This is a genomic window from Paraburkholderia sp. RL18-101-BIB-B, assembly GCF_046026985.1.
In the GTDB taxonomy this organism is placed as follows: Bacteria; Pseudomonadota; Gammaproteobacteria; order Burkholderiales; family Burkholderiaceae; genus Paraburkholderia.
The window spans coordinates 200,065-216,091 of sequence record NZ_JARESV010000005.1 but is presented as its reverse complement, the minus strand read 5'-3'; the positions used below and the strand labels follow the sequence as shown (position 1 = coordinate 216,091).

Below are 16,027 nucleotides of genomic sequence, written 5' to 3'. Positions count from 1 at the left end.
CGCCCTTGCGCGCCGCTTTCAGTTGAAAGGCGATTGGCAGGCGGCACGTTTTTTTTTGCCGCGCATGCCATGCCGTGCATGCGGTTTCATACGGATGTCATCAGCACCACGTAGCTCAGCTCGCACTGGGTACGTGCGGGCTCACAAAAGACCGCTCAAGCGGCGCTTAGGCCAGGTTTGGGGTAGAGATCGACGCCACGCGCGAATGGCATCACGCCAGGGTCGCGAGGCAAGTTGAGAATCACTCACCATCTGGAGTCCCCATGACAGATGTACCCAACAACAATGATGCGCACCATGAAGTGACGCATCCAGCTGAGTTGTCGTTGTCCGCCTCGCGCAGAGCGTGGGTGCTCGGTGCATGCGCCGCAGCCGCGGCGCTCGCGTTTGCCGGCGCCGGCCGCTCGCTCTCATGGATCGCCCCGGCGTTTGCCGATACGCCCGCGGGCGGCGGGCTCGACGCATTCCTTGCACTCTCGCAGCGTCTCACCGGCCGTACGGGCTTCGACGCCCCGCTCGGCAAACGCGTCTACGACGCCCTCGCCAAATCCGACAGTCAGTTCACGCAGAACGTCGCCGCGCTCAACACATGGCTGCAAGGTCATGGCGGCGTACCGTCGGATACCGTCACGCAGGCTTTGCAAGTCGACCAGCCCGCGCTCGCGAAATCCGTGAGCGCGATCATGCGCGCGTGGTATCTCGGCCTTGTCGGCGACATGCCGCATGTGGACGTGGTTGCTTATGAAAAAGCGTTGATGTTCGAGCCCGTCAAGGACGTGCTCACGATTCCGTCCTATTGCCGGGACGTGCCGTTCTACTGGACGAAGAAACCGTTGAGCGCGTGAGCGATGTTCGTCTCGCGCGTGCCGCATTGTTCGATTGAGTCATTCGGCGCAGTGGCGGCACGCGAGTACAGCAAACAACGCAAACAAAGATAAGTGCTCTGCACAAGAGGGCAACAATGGCAAACTCAAATTCCGCCGACATCGTCGTAGTCGGTTCGGGCGTGGCGGGCGGACTGGTTGCGCATCAGATGGCGCTGGCCGGCGCGTCGGTGATTCTGCTCGAAGCCGGGCCGCGCATTCCGCGTTGGCAGATCGTCGAGAACTTCCGCAACTCGCCGGTCAAGTCGGATTTCGCGACGCCGTATCCATCGACGCCTTATGCGCCGCATCCCGAGTACGCGCCCGCCAACAATTATCTGATCCAGAAAGGCGACTATCCGTATAGCTCGCAGTACCTGCGGCTGGTGGGCGGCACGACCTGGCATTGGGCGGCCGCCGCATGGCGGCTGTTGCCGTCGGACTTCCAGTTGCACAAGCTGTACGGCGTGGGACGCGACTGGCCTTATCCGTATGAAACGCTGGAGCCGTGGTATTCGGCGGCTGAAGTGCAGCTCGGCGTGTCGGGTCCCGGCAGTTCGATCGATCTCGGCTCGCCGCGCTCGAAACCGTATCCGATGGGCCAGCTTCCGCTCTCGTACATGGATCAGCGTTTCAGCGACGTGCTCAATGCGCAAGGCTTCAAGGTCGTGCCCGAGCCGGTGGCCCGCAACAGCCGTCCGTACGACGCGCGGCCCACCTGCTGCGGCAACAACAACTGCATGCCGATCTGCCCGATCGCCGCGATGTACAACGGCGTCGTGCATGCGGAGAAAGCCGAACAGGCCGGCGCGAAACTGATTCCCGAAGCGGTGGTGTATCGCGTCGAAGCGGACAACAAAGGGCTGATCACCGCGGTCCACTACAAGGACCCGAACGGCAACAGCACGCGCGTGAGCGGCAAACTGTTCGTGCTTGCCGCGAACGGCATCGAAACGCCGAAGCTGATGCTGATGTCGACGTCCGATAAATTCCCGCACGGCGTCGGCAACAGTTCCGATCAGGTGGGCCGCAACCTGATGGATCATCCGGGCACGGGCGTCGCGTTCCTCGCCAATGAACCGCTGTGGCCGGGACGCGGACCGATGGAGATGACGTCGATTGTCAACTTCCGGGATGGCGCGTTCCGTTCGGACTACGCCGCGAAGAAGCTGCATCTCTCGAACGGCGTGCCCACGATGAGCGTGACCGCCGATCTCCTGAAAAAAGGCCTGACCGGCGCCGAACTCGACCGGCAGATACGCGACCGCGCGGCGCGCACGCTGAATATCAACAGCTTCCATGAGCACCTGGCGGAGCCGCAGAACCGCGTGGTGCCGTCGGCGGATCACAAGGATGCGCTCGGCATTCCGCAGCCGGAAATCTACTACTCGATCAACGACTACGTGAAGAAAAGCGCGGCCAATACGCACGAACTGTATGCGCAAATCGCCGCGCTGTTCGGCGGCGCCGAGGTCACCTTCGACGACACCTTCGCGCCGAACAATCACATCATGGGCACCACGATCATGGGCAGCGATCCGGCGGATTCGGTCGTCGATGCGGACTGCCGCACGCATGACCACTCCAATCTGTTCATCGCCAGCAGCGGCGTGATGCCGACCGCGGCCTCGGTGAATTGCACGCTGACGATCGCGGCCCTGTCGCTGAAGCTGGCCGACAAGCTCAAGCGTGAAATCTGAGCGTGAACGGAGAGCCACAATGACGAAGAACACCTCTCGCGTGCAGCCGCTCGAGGCGCTTGCGCGGAACGCCCGCCGCCGCCACCTCAGAGTCGCGACGCTGGCCGCGATTTTTTCGCTGTTCGCGCTGTACGTCGCCTGGTATGAGGCGCACGGCCCCGACACGCAACGTAACGACGAACTGCCGATCACGCAGGCCCGCGCCGACGACGCCTCGCAAGCGATCAGCGGCGCGGCCTTGCCGGTGACGGCGGCCGGCGGCGACCTGGTCAAGCGCGGCGAATACCTCGCGCGCGCCGGCGATTGCGTGGCGTGCCACACGGCGGACAAAGCGCGGCCCTTCGCGGGCGGGCTGCCGATCAACACACCGTTCGGCACCATCGTGACGCCGAACATCACGCCCGATCCGGACACCGGCATCGGCCAATGGAGCGACGTCGATTTTCTGCGCGCCATGCATGAGGGCATCGGCAAAGGCGGCGAGCGCCTGTATCCGGCCTTCCCTTATGCGGAGTACACCAAGGTCACCGACCAGGACGTGCTGGCGATTCGCGCGTATCTGAACACGCTCACGCCGATCCACTACACGCCGCCCGGCAACAGCCTGAAATTCCCATTCAATCAGCGCTGGCTGATGGTGTTCTGGAACCTGTTCAATTTCACCGAGGGCCGCTTCGTGCCCGATCCCAAGCAAAGCGCCGAGTGGAATCGCGGTGCGTATCTGGTGCAAGGGCTCGCGCATTGCGAGGAATGCCATACGCCGCGCAATTTCACGCAGGGCTTGAAGACGAGTTCGCGTTTCTCCGGCACGGTGCAGGCCGGCTGGCACGCGTACAACATCACGTCGGACAAGAACAGCGGCGTGGGTAACTGGAGCGACGACGAACTGGTGTCGTATCTGTCGACCGGCGCGGCGCCGGGCCGTGCCAATGCGGCCGGTCCGATGGCCGAAGTGGTATCCGACAGCACGCAATATCTGACGCGCGAGGATCTCGGCTCGATCGTCGCGTATCTGCGCGCGGTGCCGCCGATCAGCGGCGGCGAATCGCGCCCGCGCGACCAGTGGGGCAATCCCGCCGACGACGTCACGGCGCTGCGCGGCACCGCCGTCCACGCCGTGAACGGTGCGCAACTGTTCGTCGCCAATTGTGCAAGCTGCCATAGCTGGACGGGTCAAGGCGTGGGCGCGAGCGCGCCGGGTGCGTATCCGTCGCTGATTCACAACTCCGTGGTGGGTGCGAGCGACGCCAACAATCTGGCGATGGTGATCCTGCACGGCGTCACCCGTACGACGAAACAGGCGGACGTGTTGATGCCCGCATTCGCCAGCCAGCTCACCGACGACCAGGTGGCCGCCATCACCAACTATGTGACCAAACAGTTCGGCAATCCCCAATCGACCGTGACGGCTGATCAGATCGGCAAATTGCGAACTCAGCAATAGTGACCGCGCAGACGGCGTGTTTCCGGTAAGGCCTGCCGGAAACATGGCGCTTTTGCGTTGATTTGCGTCATTCTCGCCCTCCACGGCGCCAAGAAACGATAGGCAGCGCGCATACGCATTGCGGATGCCGCATTATCATGAACGCATGGCTACCGTACTCGTCAATTCCGTCCAGCATCACCCGGCCAACCGGAGCGGCCGCGACTTCGTGGTCGGGGATCTGCATGGCTGCGTCGATGCATTGCGCTATCTGCTGCGCGTGATCACGTTCGACCCGGAGCGCGACCGGCTCTTCTCGGTCGGCGATCTGGTGGATCGTGGCGAGAATTCCGAACTGGCTCTGGCGCTGCTCGACAAGCCGTGGTTTTTCGCCGTGCTCGGCAATCACGAAGACACGCTGTGCGCGGTGGCCGACGGACGCTTGCGGCGTCAATGGTGGTACGGAATCGGCGGCATCTGGGCGGCGCAGCTATCCGACGAACGCTTGCAGCACTACGCAGAAATCGTGCGCGGGTTGCCGCTTGCGCGCGTGGTCGGCAGCGGCAAGGAGCGCTTCAATATTCTGCATGCCGAATTCTTCGGCTCGGACGCGGAGCTCGACGCGGGGAATTTCTCCGCCGACACCCGCCAGCGATTGTTGTGGGGCCGCGACCTGGCGTTGGGCAACGGCGATCCGCAGCGGCAGCGCGGTCTCTCGCTGACCTATTGCGGCCACACGCCGATGCGCGACATCAAGCAGGTCGGCTCACAGGTGTTCATCGACACCGGCGCGTTCGGGCCGGGCGGCAAGCTCACGATCGTGGAGCCGCTGGCGTTGCGGCGCTGGTCCGTCTCGACCGAAGAGGCACGCGCGGAAGGCGCGGCGGCGCTGGCGCTGCCTTGACGGCGGCGTTGGCGACTGCGCGCGCAGGCCACGCGCAGTCCATTTAGGCCGAGCTATCAGCCGACCTGGCTGAGTTCGAACACCATATCCACGCTCGTGCCATTCCAGTTGTATTCCAGATACGCCGCGTGATGGCAGTCGCGCAGCAGCGTCGTTTTGAACGCGGCGAGGCACTCGCCGCCGTCATCGCGTACCGACGGATACACGATACCCGGCGCACCTCCCTCGCGGATGGCCCGGCCGAGAGACTGTCCGGCCAGATAGTCATCCGGCGACAGCACCGCGAGATCCACCGAAGCGTCGCCGCGAATGTCCACCACGCTGCCTTGCGCGGCGACGGTGTAAAGACGCATCTGCTGGCGCATGGGCGGCTCGGCCGTCGCTTCCAGAAATTTCCCTGTGTGATAACGCGTTTCGGCGATCGCGGTGGCGCGTGAGCGCGCGCAATAGAACACGCCGTATGTGCCGTCCGAGAAACGGCTGCCGAGCGGATTCAGATGGGTCAACGCTGCCATGATCGGCCCGTAGCCTGGTCCGAAACGGCGTTCTTCGCGGGGCACCAGATCGAGCTCGCCGACTTCGGTGCGCAGACGGTCGTTGGTCATGGCTTCGAGCGCGTAGAGGGCGTCGAAATCTTCCGGCGAAGCGACCCGGTCGAACAGATTGACGGCGGGAAAGCGCGTCGGAATCACGCGATACGCGGGCGACCAATCGAGCGGCGCCGTGCGCCAGCGGTCCTGCCAATGCGGTTGTGTCACGCCCAGCCGCCTCGCATTGCGTCGAGATACTGGCGCACGGCCACGAGGTCGCTGATGTTGCCCGCCAGCATGCGGTCCAGCGCGCGGCGGCCGCCGAACGGCGGCGCGCTGTTGGGACGTTTGATCCAGGTGTCGGCGGCACTGGCTTGCGGCAACAGGATTTGCAGCGCTTTATAGATGCCGAGCAGCAGTGACAGGCGTTCTAGCGTGCCGCGCCCGAGGCGGGCCGTTTCAGGCGCCGACTTCCATTTGAAGTAGGTGGAGCGGCCCGGCGAGCCGAGCAGCACGATCTGTTCTTCCGCGTTCAGGTCCCAGTCGTGCGCGATTTTGAAGAACGCGCGTAGACCCGCCGCGGACATTTCCGTTAACGTGGGTTCCGAAACCGGCCGACGAATCGGCGCTTCGGGCTGGGTGGCACGGGCAGCGTGAGCCATGAGCGGGTAAGTCCTAATTTGCACTTGAAATTGATATTAGTCTAAATGTGGATTTTTGCAAGAGAATATAATCCGGGCTCGTCATAAAGTCGAAGATCAGGAGAAGCAGGAGATGGGCGTTCGAGCAGTTGCAGCAGGAGCGGCGCTTGCCGTGTGGTGTGTGTCGGGCGCGGCCATGGCCGCGGGTTATGCCGAAGTATGGAATCCGCCAGAGGCGAGCGGGCATGTCACGAAGCCGGGCAAGAAGGTCAAGTCTAGCGCCGGTTCGAAGACAGCGTCGAAGGCCGCTTCGAAGCACGTGACAGCGACGACGGGACATGCCAACAAGCCGGCGGCGCATGCCAGCGTGAAGAAGGTGGCGGCCAAGGGCGCCGCGAAGAGCGGGATCAGCGCGACGCATGGAGGCAAAACCCAATCGAAAGCGGCCGTGATGGCGCAGAGTAAAAAGCCGCACGCGCAGTTCGTCCAGACCCAACCGAGGCAGGGCAAGGTCGTGCACGCGAATCTGGTGGTCCCGGCTCGTCAGGCTAACCCGCAAACGGCTAAGGTCGCGGCGAAAACCGGCGCGGCGAAACCGGCTGCATCCCACGTGAATGTGCCGGCGCCGTCCGCAAACGTTAACGCCAATCCGGCGAACGCCACGAGCAATCCCGCCACGGCCAGCAGCGGTTCGCTGCCGCCGATTCTTCACTGATCCGCGGTCAAGCCGCGCGTTTGCGCTTCGGTTTGCTGCCTGGCGCCCCCAACGCGGTGCGCCCAAGTTCGACGATGCGCGCCGACAGCTTTTCCAGGCGCGGCGACTGGACCTTCCACGCGTGCCAGTACAACTCGACGTCGGTGGGCTGCTTCGGCGCCAGGTCGATCAGATCGCCGCGCTCTAACGCATCGCCGAATTCCAGTTCGGGCACCATGCCGTACGCCAGGCCGCGCTGGATCGCCATGTAACGCGGGACCGGCGCGGGCACGTAGTGGCACGGATAGGCTTCCGGCGGCAGGCCGAAGCGCGTCTCGAGAAAACGCGCCTGCAATGCGTCCTTGCGTGAGGACAGGATCACCGGCGCGCGCCGCGCGCTTTCGCGCGTCAAGCCATTCGGAAACCATCGCTGCACGAACGCCGCCGACGCCACCAGCCGGTAGCGCATGGCGCCGAGCCGTTCGGCGAAGCAGCCGCGCATGGGCGCCGGTTCGGTGGTGATGCAGCCGATCGCGAGGCCGGAGGCGAGCAGGGCGTGCGTGTGGTCCTGGTCGTCGACGGTCAGGTCGAGCAGCACGTTTTCTTGCAGCAGGATGTCGGAGAGGGCGGGGAAAAACCACGTCGACAGCGTGTCCGCATTGACGGCGGCGGCGACGCTGAGGAGCGCTTCGTCGGCACGTGCAAGATCGCTGGCGAAATCGTCTTCGAGCAGGGCGGCGCGCCGCAGATATTGCAGCAGACGCTGGCCCATCTGCGTCGCACGGCACGGCCGCGTGCGCACGATCAGTGGGTTGCCCAGCCGTGTTTCGAGCGCCCGCACACGCTGCGATACCGCCGACGACGTGAGATTCAGCCGCACAGCGGCCTGCTCGAAGCTGCCGGTTTCGATGACCGCGCGGACGGCGGCGGTTTGTCGAGGGTCGAGGTCCACGGATCTACTTTAAAAGGGATAACTTTTCTAGCTTAAGCGAAAGGCGGCGAAGTTTATCCGCGGGGGAAGGCGGTGAGTCGTTTTGTCATTGCATCGCCAACCCGTTGGTCACCAGCCGCAACGTCTCCGCCGACCGCTCGTCCCTAACCCGCGAATGCAGCGTGACGCGCGATTCCGGCAGCGCCGGCAAACCGAGCCGCGCGCCGACGTCGATCAGGCCGCGCGGCGCCACGCGGCGCGCCAGCGGCGACACCGCCAGGCCCGCCGCCACGGCCGCGCCGACGGCCGCCACGCCGCCGCCGACGAATACTTCCTGCCAGCCAACGCCCGCCTGCGCGAGCGCTCGCAGTGCCACGTCGCGCACGTTGCACGGCGGGCTCAACAGCGCCAGCGCCAATGGCTCGCCGACTCGCGGCAACCATGCCGGCGTGGCGAGCCAGCCGAGCGGTTCGCTAAAGAGCACCTGGGCGTCGTCGCGTGGCGGTTCGTCGGCGCCATAGCGAACGATGACCGCGTCGAGGCGGCGTTCGTCGAATTGCGCGAGCAGCGCGGCGGACATGCCCAGATGTAGTTCGATCACCAGCCCCGGATCGTGCGCATTGAGCCTGCCGAGCAGGAGCGGCAAGTCCGGTCCCGCGACATGCTCGCTGAGCCCCAACGCGAGCCGCCGACGCTCCACCGATAGCGACCCCAGCGCGCGTTCGTGCGCGTTCAGCAGGTCGCGCGCGGCGCTAAGGAACGCGTTGCCGTCCGCGGACAGGCGCACCACACGCGGCGTACGCTCGAGCAATTGCTTACCCAGATGGGCTTCCAGCCGCTTGAGCTTGAGGCTGACGGCCGATTGGGTCGTGTCGAGCGCATCCGCCGCACGCGTGAAGCTGTGCAGGTCGGCGACCAGAACGAACGCTCGAACCGCGTCGAGATCGAGAACTTTCATTTTCGATGGATATAGATGAAATCATCAATGATGTCTGTTCATTATGACTGAGTGCGCCTAAGCTGTGTTTACCCAATCAACCGCAGCCAAGGAGTTTCATCATGCCGCTCACACGAATCGCATTGCGCGCAGGCAAGTCCGCCGAATACCGGAAGGCGGTGACGCAGAGCATCCAGCGTTCGCTGGTGGACACCTTCAACGTGCCGAAGGACGACATCTTCATGCTGATCACCGAGCATGAGGCCAGCAATTTTGTGTACGACGATCAGTATCTGAACGTGCAGCGAAGCGATGATCTCGTGATCATTCAGATCACGTTGAACAACACGCGCACGCTTGAGATGAAGAAGGCGCTGTACAAGCGCATGGCGGACGAACTGGCGGAATCGCCCGGGCTGCGACGAGAAGATGTATTCATCAATCTCGTCGAGGTGCTGAAGGAGAACTGGTCGTTCGGCAACGGCATCGCGCAGTACGCGTTGTGAAGTTTGCGGCCATGACATGACGTGAAGACGGGCGGCCATGCCGCCCGTCGTTCGTTAGAAAAGCGGCAACGTTACGCAATCGTATCAATCACGCCGCCATCGACGCGTAGCGCCGCGCCGGTCGTCGCCGAGGCCTGCGGCGAGCAGACGTAGACAACCATGTTCGCCACTTCCTCGGTGGTGGCCGCGCGCTGGATGATCGAACTGCTTCGGTGCTCGCGGACGAACTCCGCGGCGACCTGTTCGACGGTTTTACCTTGCTCTTTCGCGGTGTCTTCGACCATCGAACGGAAGCCGTCGGACAGGGTCGGTCCGGGCAGCACGGCATTCACTGTCACGCCACTGCCGGCCGCCTGTTTGGCGACGCCGCGCGCGATGCTCAATTGCGCGGTCTTCGAAAAACCATAGGCGAGCATATCCGGCGGAATATTCAATGCCGACTCGGACGAGATGAACACCACGCGGCCCCATTTGCGCTCCATCATCCCTTTGAGGTAATGGCGCGTGAGCCGCACGCCCGACATCACGTTGACCTGAAAGTAGCGCTCCCAGTCGTCGTCGTCAGTGGTGAAGATGTCGCCGGGTCCGAAGACGCCGAGGTTGTTCACCAGGATATCCGCCTGCGGTATGGCTTTCGCCAACGCGTCGCAACCTTCCAGCGTGCCGAGGTCGCCCGCGAAGCCCTGCAATTTCGCTTGCGGCGCGGTCTTGCGGATCGTCTCGATCGCGCGGTCCACCGCTTCCTGCTTGCGTCCGTTGATAATGGTCTGCGCGCCTGACGCGGCAATGCCGGTGGCGATCGCAAGCCCGATGCCCGCCGTGGATGCGCTGACGATAGCGGTCTTGCCCGATAGATCGATGTTCACTGTCTTGCTCCTTGTTGACGTTGCGGCGCGCCGAAAATGCAAAGGGCGTGGTGTTCGAAGCGTCGAACTGAAAGTATCCCATCTATCCCGCTTCGAAGTCGGCTGGCTGCGCGGCCGGTGACGCGAGTCAGCGTCGCTATAATGATTCGTCGTCCTTTCCTCGCTCATCGACCGCTCCTCGCCATGACATCCGACCACACCGATCCTTCCCGCGACAATCTCGAGCTCGGCGGTTCCGTCTGGTTTCAGGCGGGCGCGCAGACGCTCGGCGGCGCGTCGCGGATCGCGCTGCTCGCGGCGATCGGCGAGACCGGCTCGATCACTAGCGCGGCCAAAGCCGTCGGCATGAGCTACAAAGGCGCGTGGGATGCCGTCGATACGATGAACAATCTCGCCGGCGAGCCGCTCGTGGTGCGCCTGACCGGCGGCAAAGGCGGTGGCGGCACCACGCTGACGCCGCGCGCCGTCAAGCTGATCGAGACGTTTCGTGCGGTGGAGCGCGAGCACCAACGCTTTCTCGAACGCGCGGGCGCGGCGATCGAAGGATTCGCGACGGACTGGGATCTGATTGGCCGCATCGGCGTGAAGACGAGTGCGCGCAATCAGCTGTATGGCACGGTGTCGGCGATCACGCGCGGCACTGTCAACGACGAAGTCGTGCTGACGCTGCCTGGCGGCCATGCGATTGTCTCGGTCATCACGCATGAAAGCACCGAGACGCTGGGCCTCGTCGAGGGCGCGGCGGCGTTCGCGTTAATCAAGGCGTCGTGGGTCGTGCTGCTCGTCGACAACGAAAGCGGCGCGCCGCTCAAACTCTCGGCGCGCAATCAGTTGCGCGGCACGGTGCAGAGCGTGAAGCGCGGCGCGGTGAATGCCGAGGTCTCGCTGGTGCTGGATGGCGGCGCGGTGATTACCGCGGTCGTCACGAATGAGAGCGTCGACACGCTCGGCCTCGTGGAAGGCGGGAGCGCTGTCGCCGCGTTCAAGGCGTCGAGTGTGATTCTCGGGGTGAAGGACTGAGCGCGCGAAACGCTAACGATCGAGTCAAGGCTCGCTGCGCGCATAGCCGGCGAACGGATGATCCTCGCGCACGCAGCCATCGCTGACCTGCACGACCTGATCGCCGAAAGCGGCGACATCGTCGGGATCGTGCGTGATCAACACCATCGGAATATCGAGCCGTGTCTGCAGATCGGACAACTCGCGGCGCATGCGCTGACGCAAGGCGCTGTCGAGCGCCGAAAACGGCTCGTCCAGCAACAGCACCTGAGGTTGCGCGACGAGCGCTCGCGCCAGCGCCACGCGCTGCTTTTGTCCACCGGAAAGCTGCGCCGGATGATTGCCCGCCACGCTCTTCAACTCCAGCGCATCGAGCCAGTAATCGATCTGCGGATGCGCGATCCGCTTGCGCGGATTGAGCCAACCCTGCTGCAAACCGAAGCCGATGTTCTGCCGCACATTCAGATGCGGAAATAGCGCGTAATCCTGAAACAGATAGGCGAGCTTGCGCGCCTGCGGTTTCAGATCGACGCCGCGCGCGCTGTCGAACAGCGCGTTGCCATGCAGCGTGATCGAGCCTTCGTCGGGACGCAGCAGGCCGGCGATAGCCTGCAACGTCAGACTCTTGCCCGCACCCGACGGCCCGAACAGCACGACGCGTTGTGAGGTCGCCTTGAAGGCGACGTCGAGCGTGAAGCGGCGCTCGGCGCTCTGGAAGGTCTTGCGGATGTCGACGGCGAGCAGCATATCAACCTGACTTCAACAACGTGTGCTGCGGCACGAGACGCCCCGCGAGCAACAGGATCACGACACACGTCACCGAGGTCACGAGCACGAGGAAATTCGCGGTGCTGTCGTCGCCGGCCTGCACGGCTGAATACACCGCTACCGACAGCGTCTGCGTGCGTCCCGGCAGATTGCCCGCGATCATCAGCGTCGCGCCGAATTCGCCGAGCGCCCGCGCGAACGCCAGCAGGCCGCCGGCGAGAATGCCGCGCGCGGCGAGTGGCAGCGTCACGCGAAAGAACACGGCCGTTTCGCTGACGCCGAGCGTGCGCGCGGCGCGCTCGAGTTGCGGATCGACGGCCTCGAAGGCGGCGCGCGCCGATTTCAGTACGAGCGGAAACGCCACGACCGTCGACGCGATCACCGCGCCCTGCCAGGTGAACACCAACTGGATATCGAAGCGGTCGAGCCAGCCGCCGATCACGCCACGCCGTCCGAGCAGAACGAGCAGGTAATAGCCGAGCACGGTGGGCGGCATGACGAGCGGCAGCATCAGCAGCGAGTCGATCACGTCGCGCGCGCCGGAGCGCCAGCGCGACAAACCGAAGCCCGCCGCGACGCCGAATACCAGATTGAGCGCGGTGGCCCAGCCCGCCACTTTCAACGACAGCAGAAGCGGAATCCAGGCCTGTTGCATGAGCGTGAGTCGTCCCGGTGAAGTTAGTGCGCGGGCTTGAAGCCGTACTTGGCGAGCACGGCCTGGCCGGCCGGCGACAGCACGAAGTTCATGAACGCTTGCGCGTCCGCTGCGTGGCGGCTGCCTTCCACTTGCGCGATCGGATAGGTGATCGGCGTTTGCGTCGGTACGTTGAGCGCGACCTTGACCTTGTCCGGCATGACGGCGGCGTCGGTGCTGAACACGAAGCCGGCGTCGACTTCGCCACGCGACACGTAGTCGAGGCTCTGACGCACGTTCGAGGCCAGCACCGCCTTCGCGCTCACCGCATCCCACACGCCCGCGGCCTGCAGAGCGCCCTGGGTGTATCGGCCGACCGGCACGGAAGCCGGATCGCCGTACGCGACGCGCTTCACGCTCGCCGAAGTCAGATCGTTCAGACCGGTCGGCGCGAAATGGCTGTCGGTCGGCACGATCAGCACCAGTGAATTAGCGGCGAAGTCGCGGCGCGTGGCCGGCACGATCACTTTTTCGGCGGCGGCCTTGTCCATGGCCTTTTGATCCGCGGACGCGAACACGTCGGCGGGCGCGCCCTTGACGATCTGCTGCATCAGTACGTCGGAGGCGCCGAAGTTCAGCAGCACCTTGGTGCCCGGATGCTGCTGCTCGAACACTTCACTGACCGCCTTGAACGCGTTGGTCAGGCTGGCGGCGGCGGAAACCACCAGTTCGTCGGCGTGCGCGTTGGCGCTGATGGCGACGGAGACAGCGCTGGCGACGAACAGCGCTTGCTTCAGAAGGCGGCGGCAGAGTGTCATGAAGGATTGGAAGTCCGGCGTGAACCGGATCGGCGGGTTAAAACGCTATCGTAATATAGGAAAGGTTATAACGGTGGCCCATGACAATTATTCAGCCGTGCGCATGAAGCGGCTCGTCGAGCAACGGGAGATGATTCAGGCGTCGGACGAATGCGGCGGCGCCAGCGTGTTGAGCGTTTGCGACAGCGGCGCCGTAGCCGGACGGACATCGCGTACCGCCTTCCACTTCGCGCGAATGAACGGCCGGTCATGACCGGATACTTTCAGCGCGATATGCGTGACCCAGCGCTGCGTCGGCACGTGCACGCCGTGCACCAGCACCGCGAGGACCATCATGCTGACGGCGACGGGCAGAACCGACAGCCGGCCCGGCTCCGCATGCCACGCGAGGCGGACGAACACCAGCGCCGCCAGGGCGCCGGTCAGGCAGCCGGTAATGGCTTCAGACGGCGAGTGAGCGCTCAGCACGACGCGCGACAACCCCACCGCGATCCCCGCGGCAAGGCCGAGCAGCACGCCGGCCAAACGGATGCCCGGACGCGCCGGCAACAGTATGAGGAACAGCACGACCGGATAGACCGCGGTGGACAGCATGGCATGGCCGCTGACGCCGGTGAAGTCCAGCTCTCGCACGCCGACACCCCAGCCGAGGAATGCCAGCTTCGTCACCGTCACAATGCCGATGGCCGCGCCGAGCAGTAGCAGCCAGCCCGCCGCTATCCGCCATGTGTAGCCGACCGCCAGCCACAACGCGATGGCGAACGCGAGCGGCAGCGTCATGCCGGCGCCGCCGAGGCTGGTGATCGAATACCAAAGGTGGGCAGGTAAATCGGGCATGGCAAAAGCGCGACCAAGGCCGCGTAGAATCGGGTTGGTGGTGGGTTAACGCACGAGCGGCGCAAATCGCCGACTCGGCCGGCGCGGCGTAAGTCCCGCGCGGCAAAGAATCAACCGCCAGTATAGACGGGTGCTGCAGGGCGGCGCGCCGCGCACGTAGCTTTTTGCCGCTTAACGTTAGCTGACGAACAAGTGATAAAGATTCGGCCGACAAATGGCAGATAAACAGCGGACGAGCCTTGCCGGGCTTTGACGCCAGCCTCGTGACAAGGTTCGCCAAGCGGAAAATTCGGTCCCGGATAGCATTCCAGGGTTCCAGCATCGCATGAGGATTGGTGTTATTGTGCATTGCACAACAAAGCGCCGTTCTACCGGACGGACCCTGTCCCTTTTTGCGAGGTTTTCCGCCAATGGCAAAAAGTCTATCGAAAATCTGGCTGCGCGGTCTGAAGCGGCTGCTCGCGATCCAAACCGAGCACGCCCGCAAAACCACCAAGCGGACCACGACGCGACCGGCCCGGCCCGCCACCAGTAAGCCGTCCACCAAAGTTCGCCCGGTCAAGCTGGATGCGGTGGTGCGTGCGCCCGCCAAGCGCGAAGTGCCGCGTGCCGCCGCCCGCGAGTCGCGGGTCCGTCCGCGCGCGTCGGCATGGGCAAGCGGCTCGTGGACGCGCTCGTTCCACTCGGCGCCCGCCGCGCCCGGCCGGCTCGTCAATCATCTTCAGTACGGCTTGTATGTCCCGACGGGCCATGCGCTCGAGGCCATGCCGCTGGTGGTGATGCTGCACGGCTGCACGCAGTCGATCGACGAATTCGCCGAAGGCACGCGGATGAACGTGCTCGCCGACCGCTTCGGCTTTGCCGTGGTTTATCCGGAACAGTCGAAGCACGTGCACTCGCACCGCTGCTGGCATTGGTACGACGCCGGCGATAGCGCCGGCGGTGCCGAAGCGCGCGCGGTGGTGTCGCTGGTGGACGCCCTGGTCGCGCAGCATGGTTTCGACAGCGAGCGCGTGTACGTCGCCGGAATCTCCGCCGGCGCCGGCCTGACGGCGCTTCTGGCCGTCAACTATCCGGAGCATTTCGCAGCGGTCGCGCTGCATTCCGGCCCCGCTTTCGGCGAGGCGCGTTCCGGCGTCGCGGCGATGGACGTGATGCGGCGCGGTGCGCGCCGCGAACCGGCCGAACTGGTCGACGAAACCGCCGACGTGGCGCGTTACCCCGGCATGCCGGCCATCATCATCCACGGCGACGCCGACCATGTGGTCTCGCCGATCAATGCCGACCAACTGGCCGTGCAGTTTCTCCGCCTGAACCGCATCGTCGACCAGAACGGCGCGCGCAAATCCGGTGAAGTCCGCGAGGACCGCAAGGGCGGCGTGGTCATGCGCGACTACCTGCGCGGCGGGCGGCGTGTGGTGCGTCTGTGCCGCGTGCAAGGGCTCGCCCATGCCTGGAGCGGTGGCGACGACGCCGTGCCGTTTCATTCAGCCAAAGGTCCCGACGCAAGCGCCATGGTGTGGGAATTTTTCAAGCACCAGCGCCGCACAGGCACGGGTCGTATCGCGGAAGCGGACGCCGCAGCGGCCTCAGCGGGCGCACGGTGACGTTGGAGCAACACTTCGAAATGAGTGCTGGCGCGTTCCTAGGGTTTTCCCTATAATACGGGTTATCCCTTAGGCGTTAACGCCTAAACTCATTGCCGAGGTTGACCATGTATCTGCTTAGCCGCCTGTTTCTGTTTCTGACCAAATCGCCCGATCAACTCGCGAAAGAACGCGCTGACGCTTTCCTCGCCGAAGCAACGGATCTGTACGATCTGGAATTCCGTATGCGTAAGCTGGACCGTGAGGCGAACCTTCGCCAACCGTCGTGGATGAGCCAGCACTAAGCTGCGCAAGTCAAAAACATCGGCGCGGATTGCGACGCCGGTGTTCGGGTGAGGCGCCCAAGCTGTCGCAGATTGTCGCAAGCAC

The 16,027-nt window shown here is 64.4% G+C and carries 18 protein-coding genes; 9 read left to right on the top strand and 9 right to left on the bottom strand.

From position 1 onward, the window contains the following. Nucleotides 1–263: 263 nt before the first annotated feature. The 4 genes from P0D73_RS11640 (at nt 264) to P0D73_RS11625 (ending at nt 4,890) form a co-directional block, all read left to right on the top strand. The gene (locus tag P0D73_RS11640) at nt 264–845 is read left to right on the top strand and encodes a sugar dehydrogenase complex small subunit (RefSeq protein WP_408431418.1); all 582 of its coding nucleotides are present in this window, start codon (nt 264–266) and stop codon (nt 843–845) included. A gap of 116 nt (nt 846–961) precedes the next feature. Beyond that, nucleotides 962–2,563, top strand: a complete 1,602-nt coding sequence (locus P0D73_RS11635; RefSeq protein WP_408181654.1) for a GMC family oxidoreductase — start codon at nt 962–964, stop codon at nt 2,561–2,563. A 19-nt stretch (nt 2,564–2,582) separates the two neighbouring features. Next, nucleotides 2,583–4,007: a c-type cytochrome gene (locus P0D73_RS11630; protein WP_408431416.1), complete on the top strand. Its 1,425-nt coding sequence runs from the start codon at nt 2,583–2,585 to the stop codon at nt 4,005–4,007. 145 nt (nt 4,008–4,152) lie between these two features. After that, entirely contained in the window at nt 4,153–4,890 is a 738-nt protein-coding gene (locus tag P0D73_RS11625) for a metallophosphoesterase (protein ID WP_408181650.1), read from the top strand. 56 nt (nt 4,891–4,946) lie between these two features. Here P0D73_RS11625 and P0D73_RS11620 read toward each other — a convergent pair whose 3' ends face one another. Both P0D73_RS11620 and P0D73_RS11615 read right to left on the bottom strand, forming a co-directional pair. After that, the gene (locus P0D73_RS11620) at nt 4,947–5,648 is read right to left on the bottom strand and encodes an RES family NAD+ phosphorylase (RefSeq protein ID WP_408285045.1); all 702 of its coding nucleotides are present in this window, start codon (nt 5,646–5,648) and stop codon (nt 4,947–4,949) included. Next, nucleotides 5,645–6,082, bottom strand: a complete 438-nt coding sequence (locus P0D73_RS11615; RefSeq protein ID WP_408181646.1) for an MbcA/ParS/Xre antitoxin family protein — start codon at nt 6,080–6,082, stop codon at nt 5,645–5,647. The genes P0D73_RS11620 and P0D73_RS11615 overlap by 4 nt, the downstream gene beginning before the upstream one ends. Nucleotides 6,083–6,194: 112 nt before the next feature. Between P0D73_RS11615 and P0D73_RS11610 the strand changes: the two genes are divergently transcribed. After that, entirely contained in the window at nt 6,195–6,776 is a 582-nt protein-coding gene (locus P0D73_RS11610; protein ID WP_408181645.1) for a hypothetical protein, read from the top strand. 7 nt (nt 6,777–6,783) lie between these two features. Here P0D73_RS11610 and P0D73_RS11605 read toward each other — a convergent pair whose 3' ends face one another. Next, the gene (locus P0D73_RS11605) at nt 6,784–7,707 is read right to left on the bottom strand and encodes an HTH-type transcriptional regulator ArgP (RefSeq protein WP_408431413.1); all 924 of its coding nucleotides are present in this window, start codon (nt 7,705–7,707) and stop codon (nt 6,784–6,786) included. An 85-nt stretch (nt 7,708–7,792) separates the two neighbouring features. Further along, the gene (locus tag P0D73_RS11600) at nt 7,793–8,644 is read right to left on the bottom strand and encodes a LysR family transcriptional regulator (protein WP_408431411.1); all 852 of its coding nucleotides are present in this window, start codon (nt 8,642–8,644) and stop codon (nt 7,793–7,795) included. 101 nt (nt 8,645–8,745) lie between these two features. Here P0D73_RS11600 and P0D73_RS11595 point away from each other — a divergent pair, with 101 nt between their 5' ends. Next, a complete protein-coding gene (locus tag P0D73_RS11595) occupies nt 8,746–9,129 on the top strand; it encodes a tautomerase family protein (RefSeq protein ID WP_408181639.1) in 384 nt (127 codons plus the stop codon). A gap of 71 nt (nt 9,130–9,200) precedes the next feature. Here P0D73_RS11595 and P0D73_RS11590 read toward each other — a convergent pair whose 3' ends face one another. Further along, nucleotides 9,201–9,995 carry an SDR family NAD(P)-dependent oxidoreductase gene (locus P0D73_RS11590; RefSeq protein WP_408431466.1) on the bottom strand — a complete coding sequence of 265 codons (795 nt, stop codon included), beginning with the start codon at nt 9,993–9,995 and terminating at the stop codon, nt 9,201–9,203. A 183-nt stretch (nt 9,996–10,178) separates the two neighbouring features. On the opposite strand from P0D73_RS11590, the gene P0D73_RS11585 reads away from it, so the two are divergent. Further along, nucleotides 10,179–11,015, top strand: a complete 837-nt coding sequence (locus P0D73_RS11585) for a TOBE domain-containing protein (RefSeq protein WP_408287006.1) — start codon at nt 10,179–10,181, stop codon at nt 11,013–11,015. 24 nt (nt 11,016–11,039) lie between these two features. Here the strand turns inward: P0D73_RS11585 and P0D73_RS11580 are convergent, their stop codons facing one another. From P0D73_RS11580 to P0D73_RS11565, 4 genes are all read right to left on the bottom strand, one after another. Then, on the bottom strand, nt 11,040–11,741 hold the full coding sequence (locus P0D73_RS11580; protein WP_408431409.1) for a sulfate/molybdate ABC transporter ATP-binding protein: 702 nt from the start codon (nt 11,739–11,741) through the stop codon (nt 11,040–11,042). Nucleotide 11,742: 1 nt separating this feature from the next. Then, the gene (gene modB / locus P0D73_RS11575) at nt 11,743–12,417 is read right to left on the bottom strand and encodes a molybdate ABC transporter permease subunit (RefSeq protein WP_132383700.1); all 675 of its coding nucleotides are present in this window, start codon (nt 12,415–12,417) and stop codon (nt 11,743–11,745) included. A 23-nt stretch (nt 12,418–12,440) separates the two neighbouring features. Beyond that, the gene (gene modA / locus P0D73_RS11570; protein WP_408431407.1) at nt 12,441–13,214 is read right to left on the bottom strand and encodes a molybdate ABC transporter substrate-binding protein; all 774 of its coding nucleotides are present in this window, start codon (nt 13,212–13,214) and stop codon (nt 12,441–12,443) included. 135 nt (nt 13,215–13,349) lie between these two features. Beyond that, complete coding sequence (locus P0D73_RS11565; RefSeq protein WP_408431405.1) at nt 13,350–14,051, bottom strand: phosphatase PAP2 family protein; 702 nt, start codon at nt 14,049–14,051, stop codon at nt 13,350–13,352. Between the two features lie 410 nt (nt 14,052–14,461). Here P0D73_RS11565 and P0D73_RS11560 point away from each other — a divergent pair, with 410 nt between their 5' ends. Continuing rightward, nucleotides 14,462–15,658, top strand: coding sequence for an extracellular catalytic domain type 1 short-chain-length polyhydroxyalkanoate depolymerase (locus tag P0D73_RS11560; protein ID WP_132383706.1), 1,197 nt, complete (start codon nt 14,462–14,464; stop codon nt 15,656–15,658). Between the two features lie 107 nt (nt 15,659–15,765). Continuing rightward, a complete protein-coding gene (locus P0D73_RS11555; protein WP_132383708.1) occupies nt 15,766–15,942 on the top strand; it encodes a DUF3563 family protein in 177 nt (58 codons plus the stop codon). Nucleotides 15,943–16,027 lie beyond the last annotated feature (85 nt).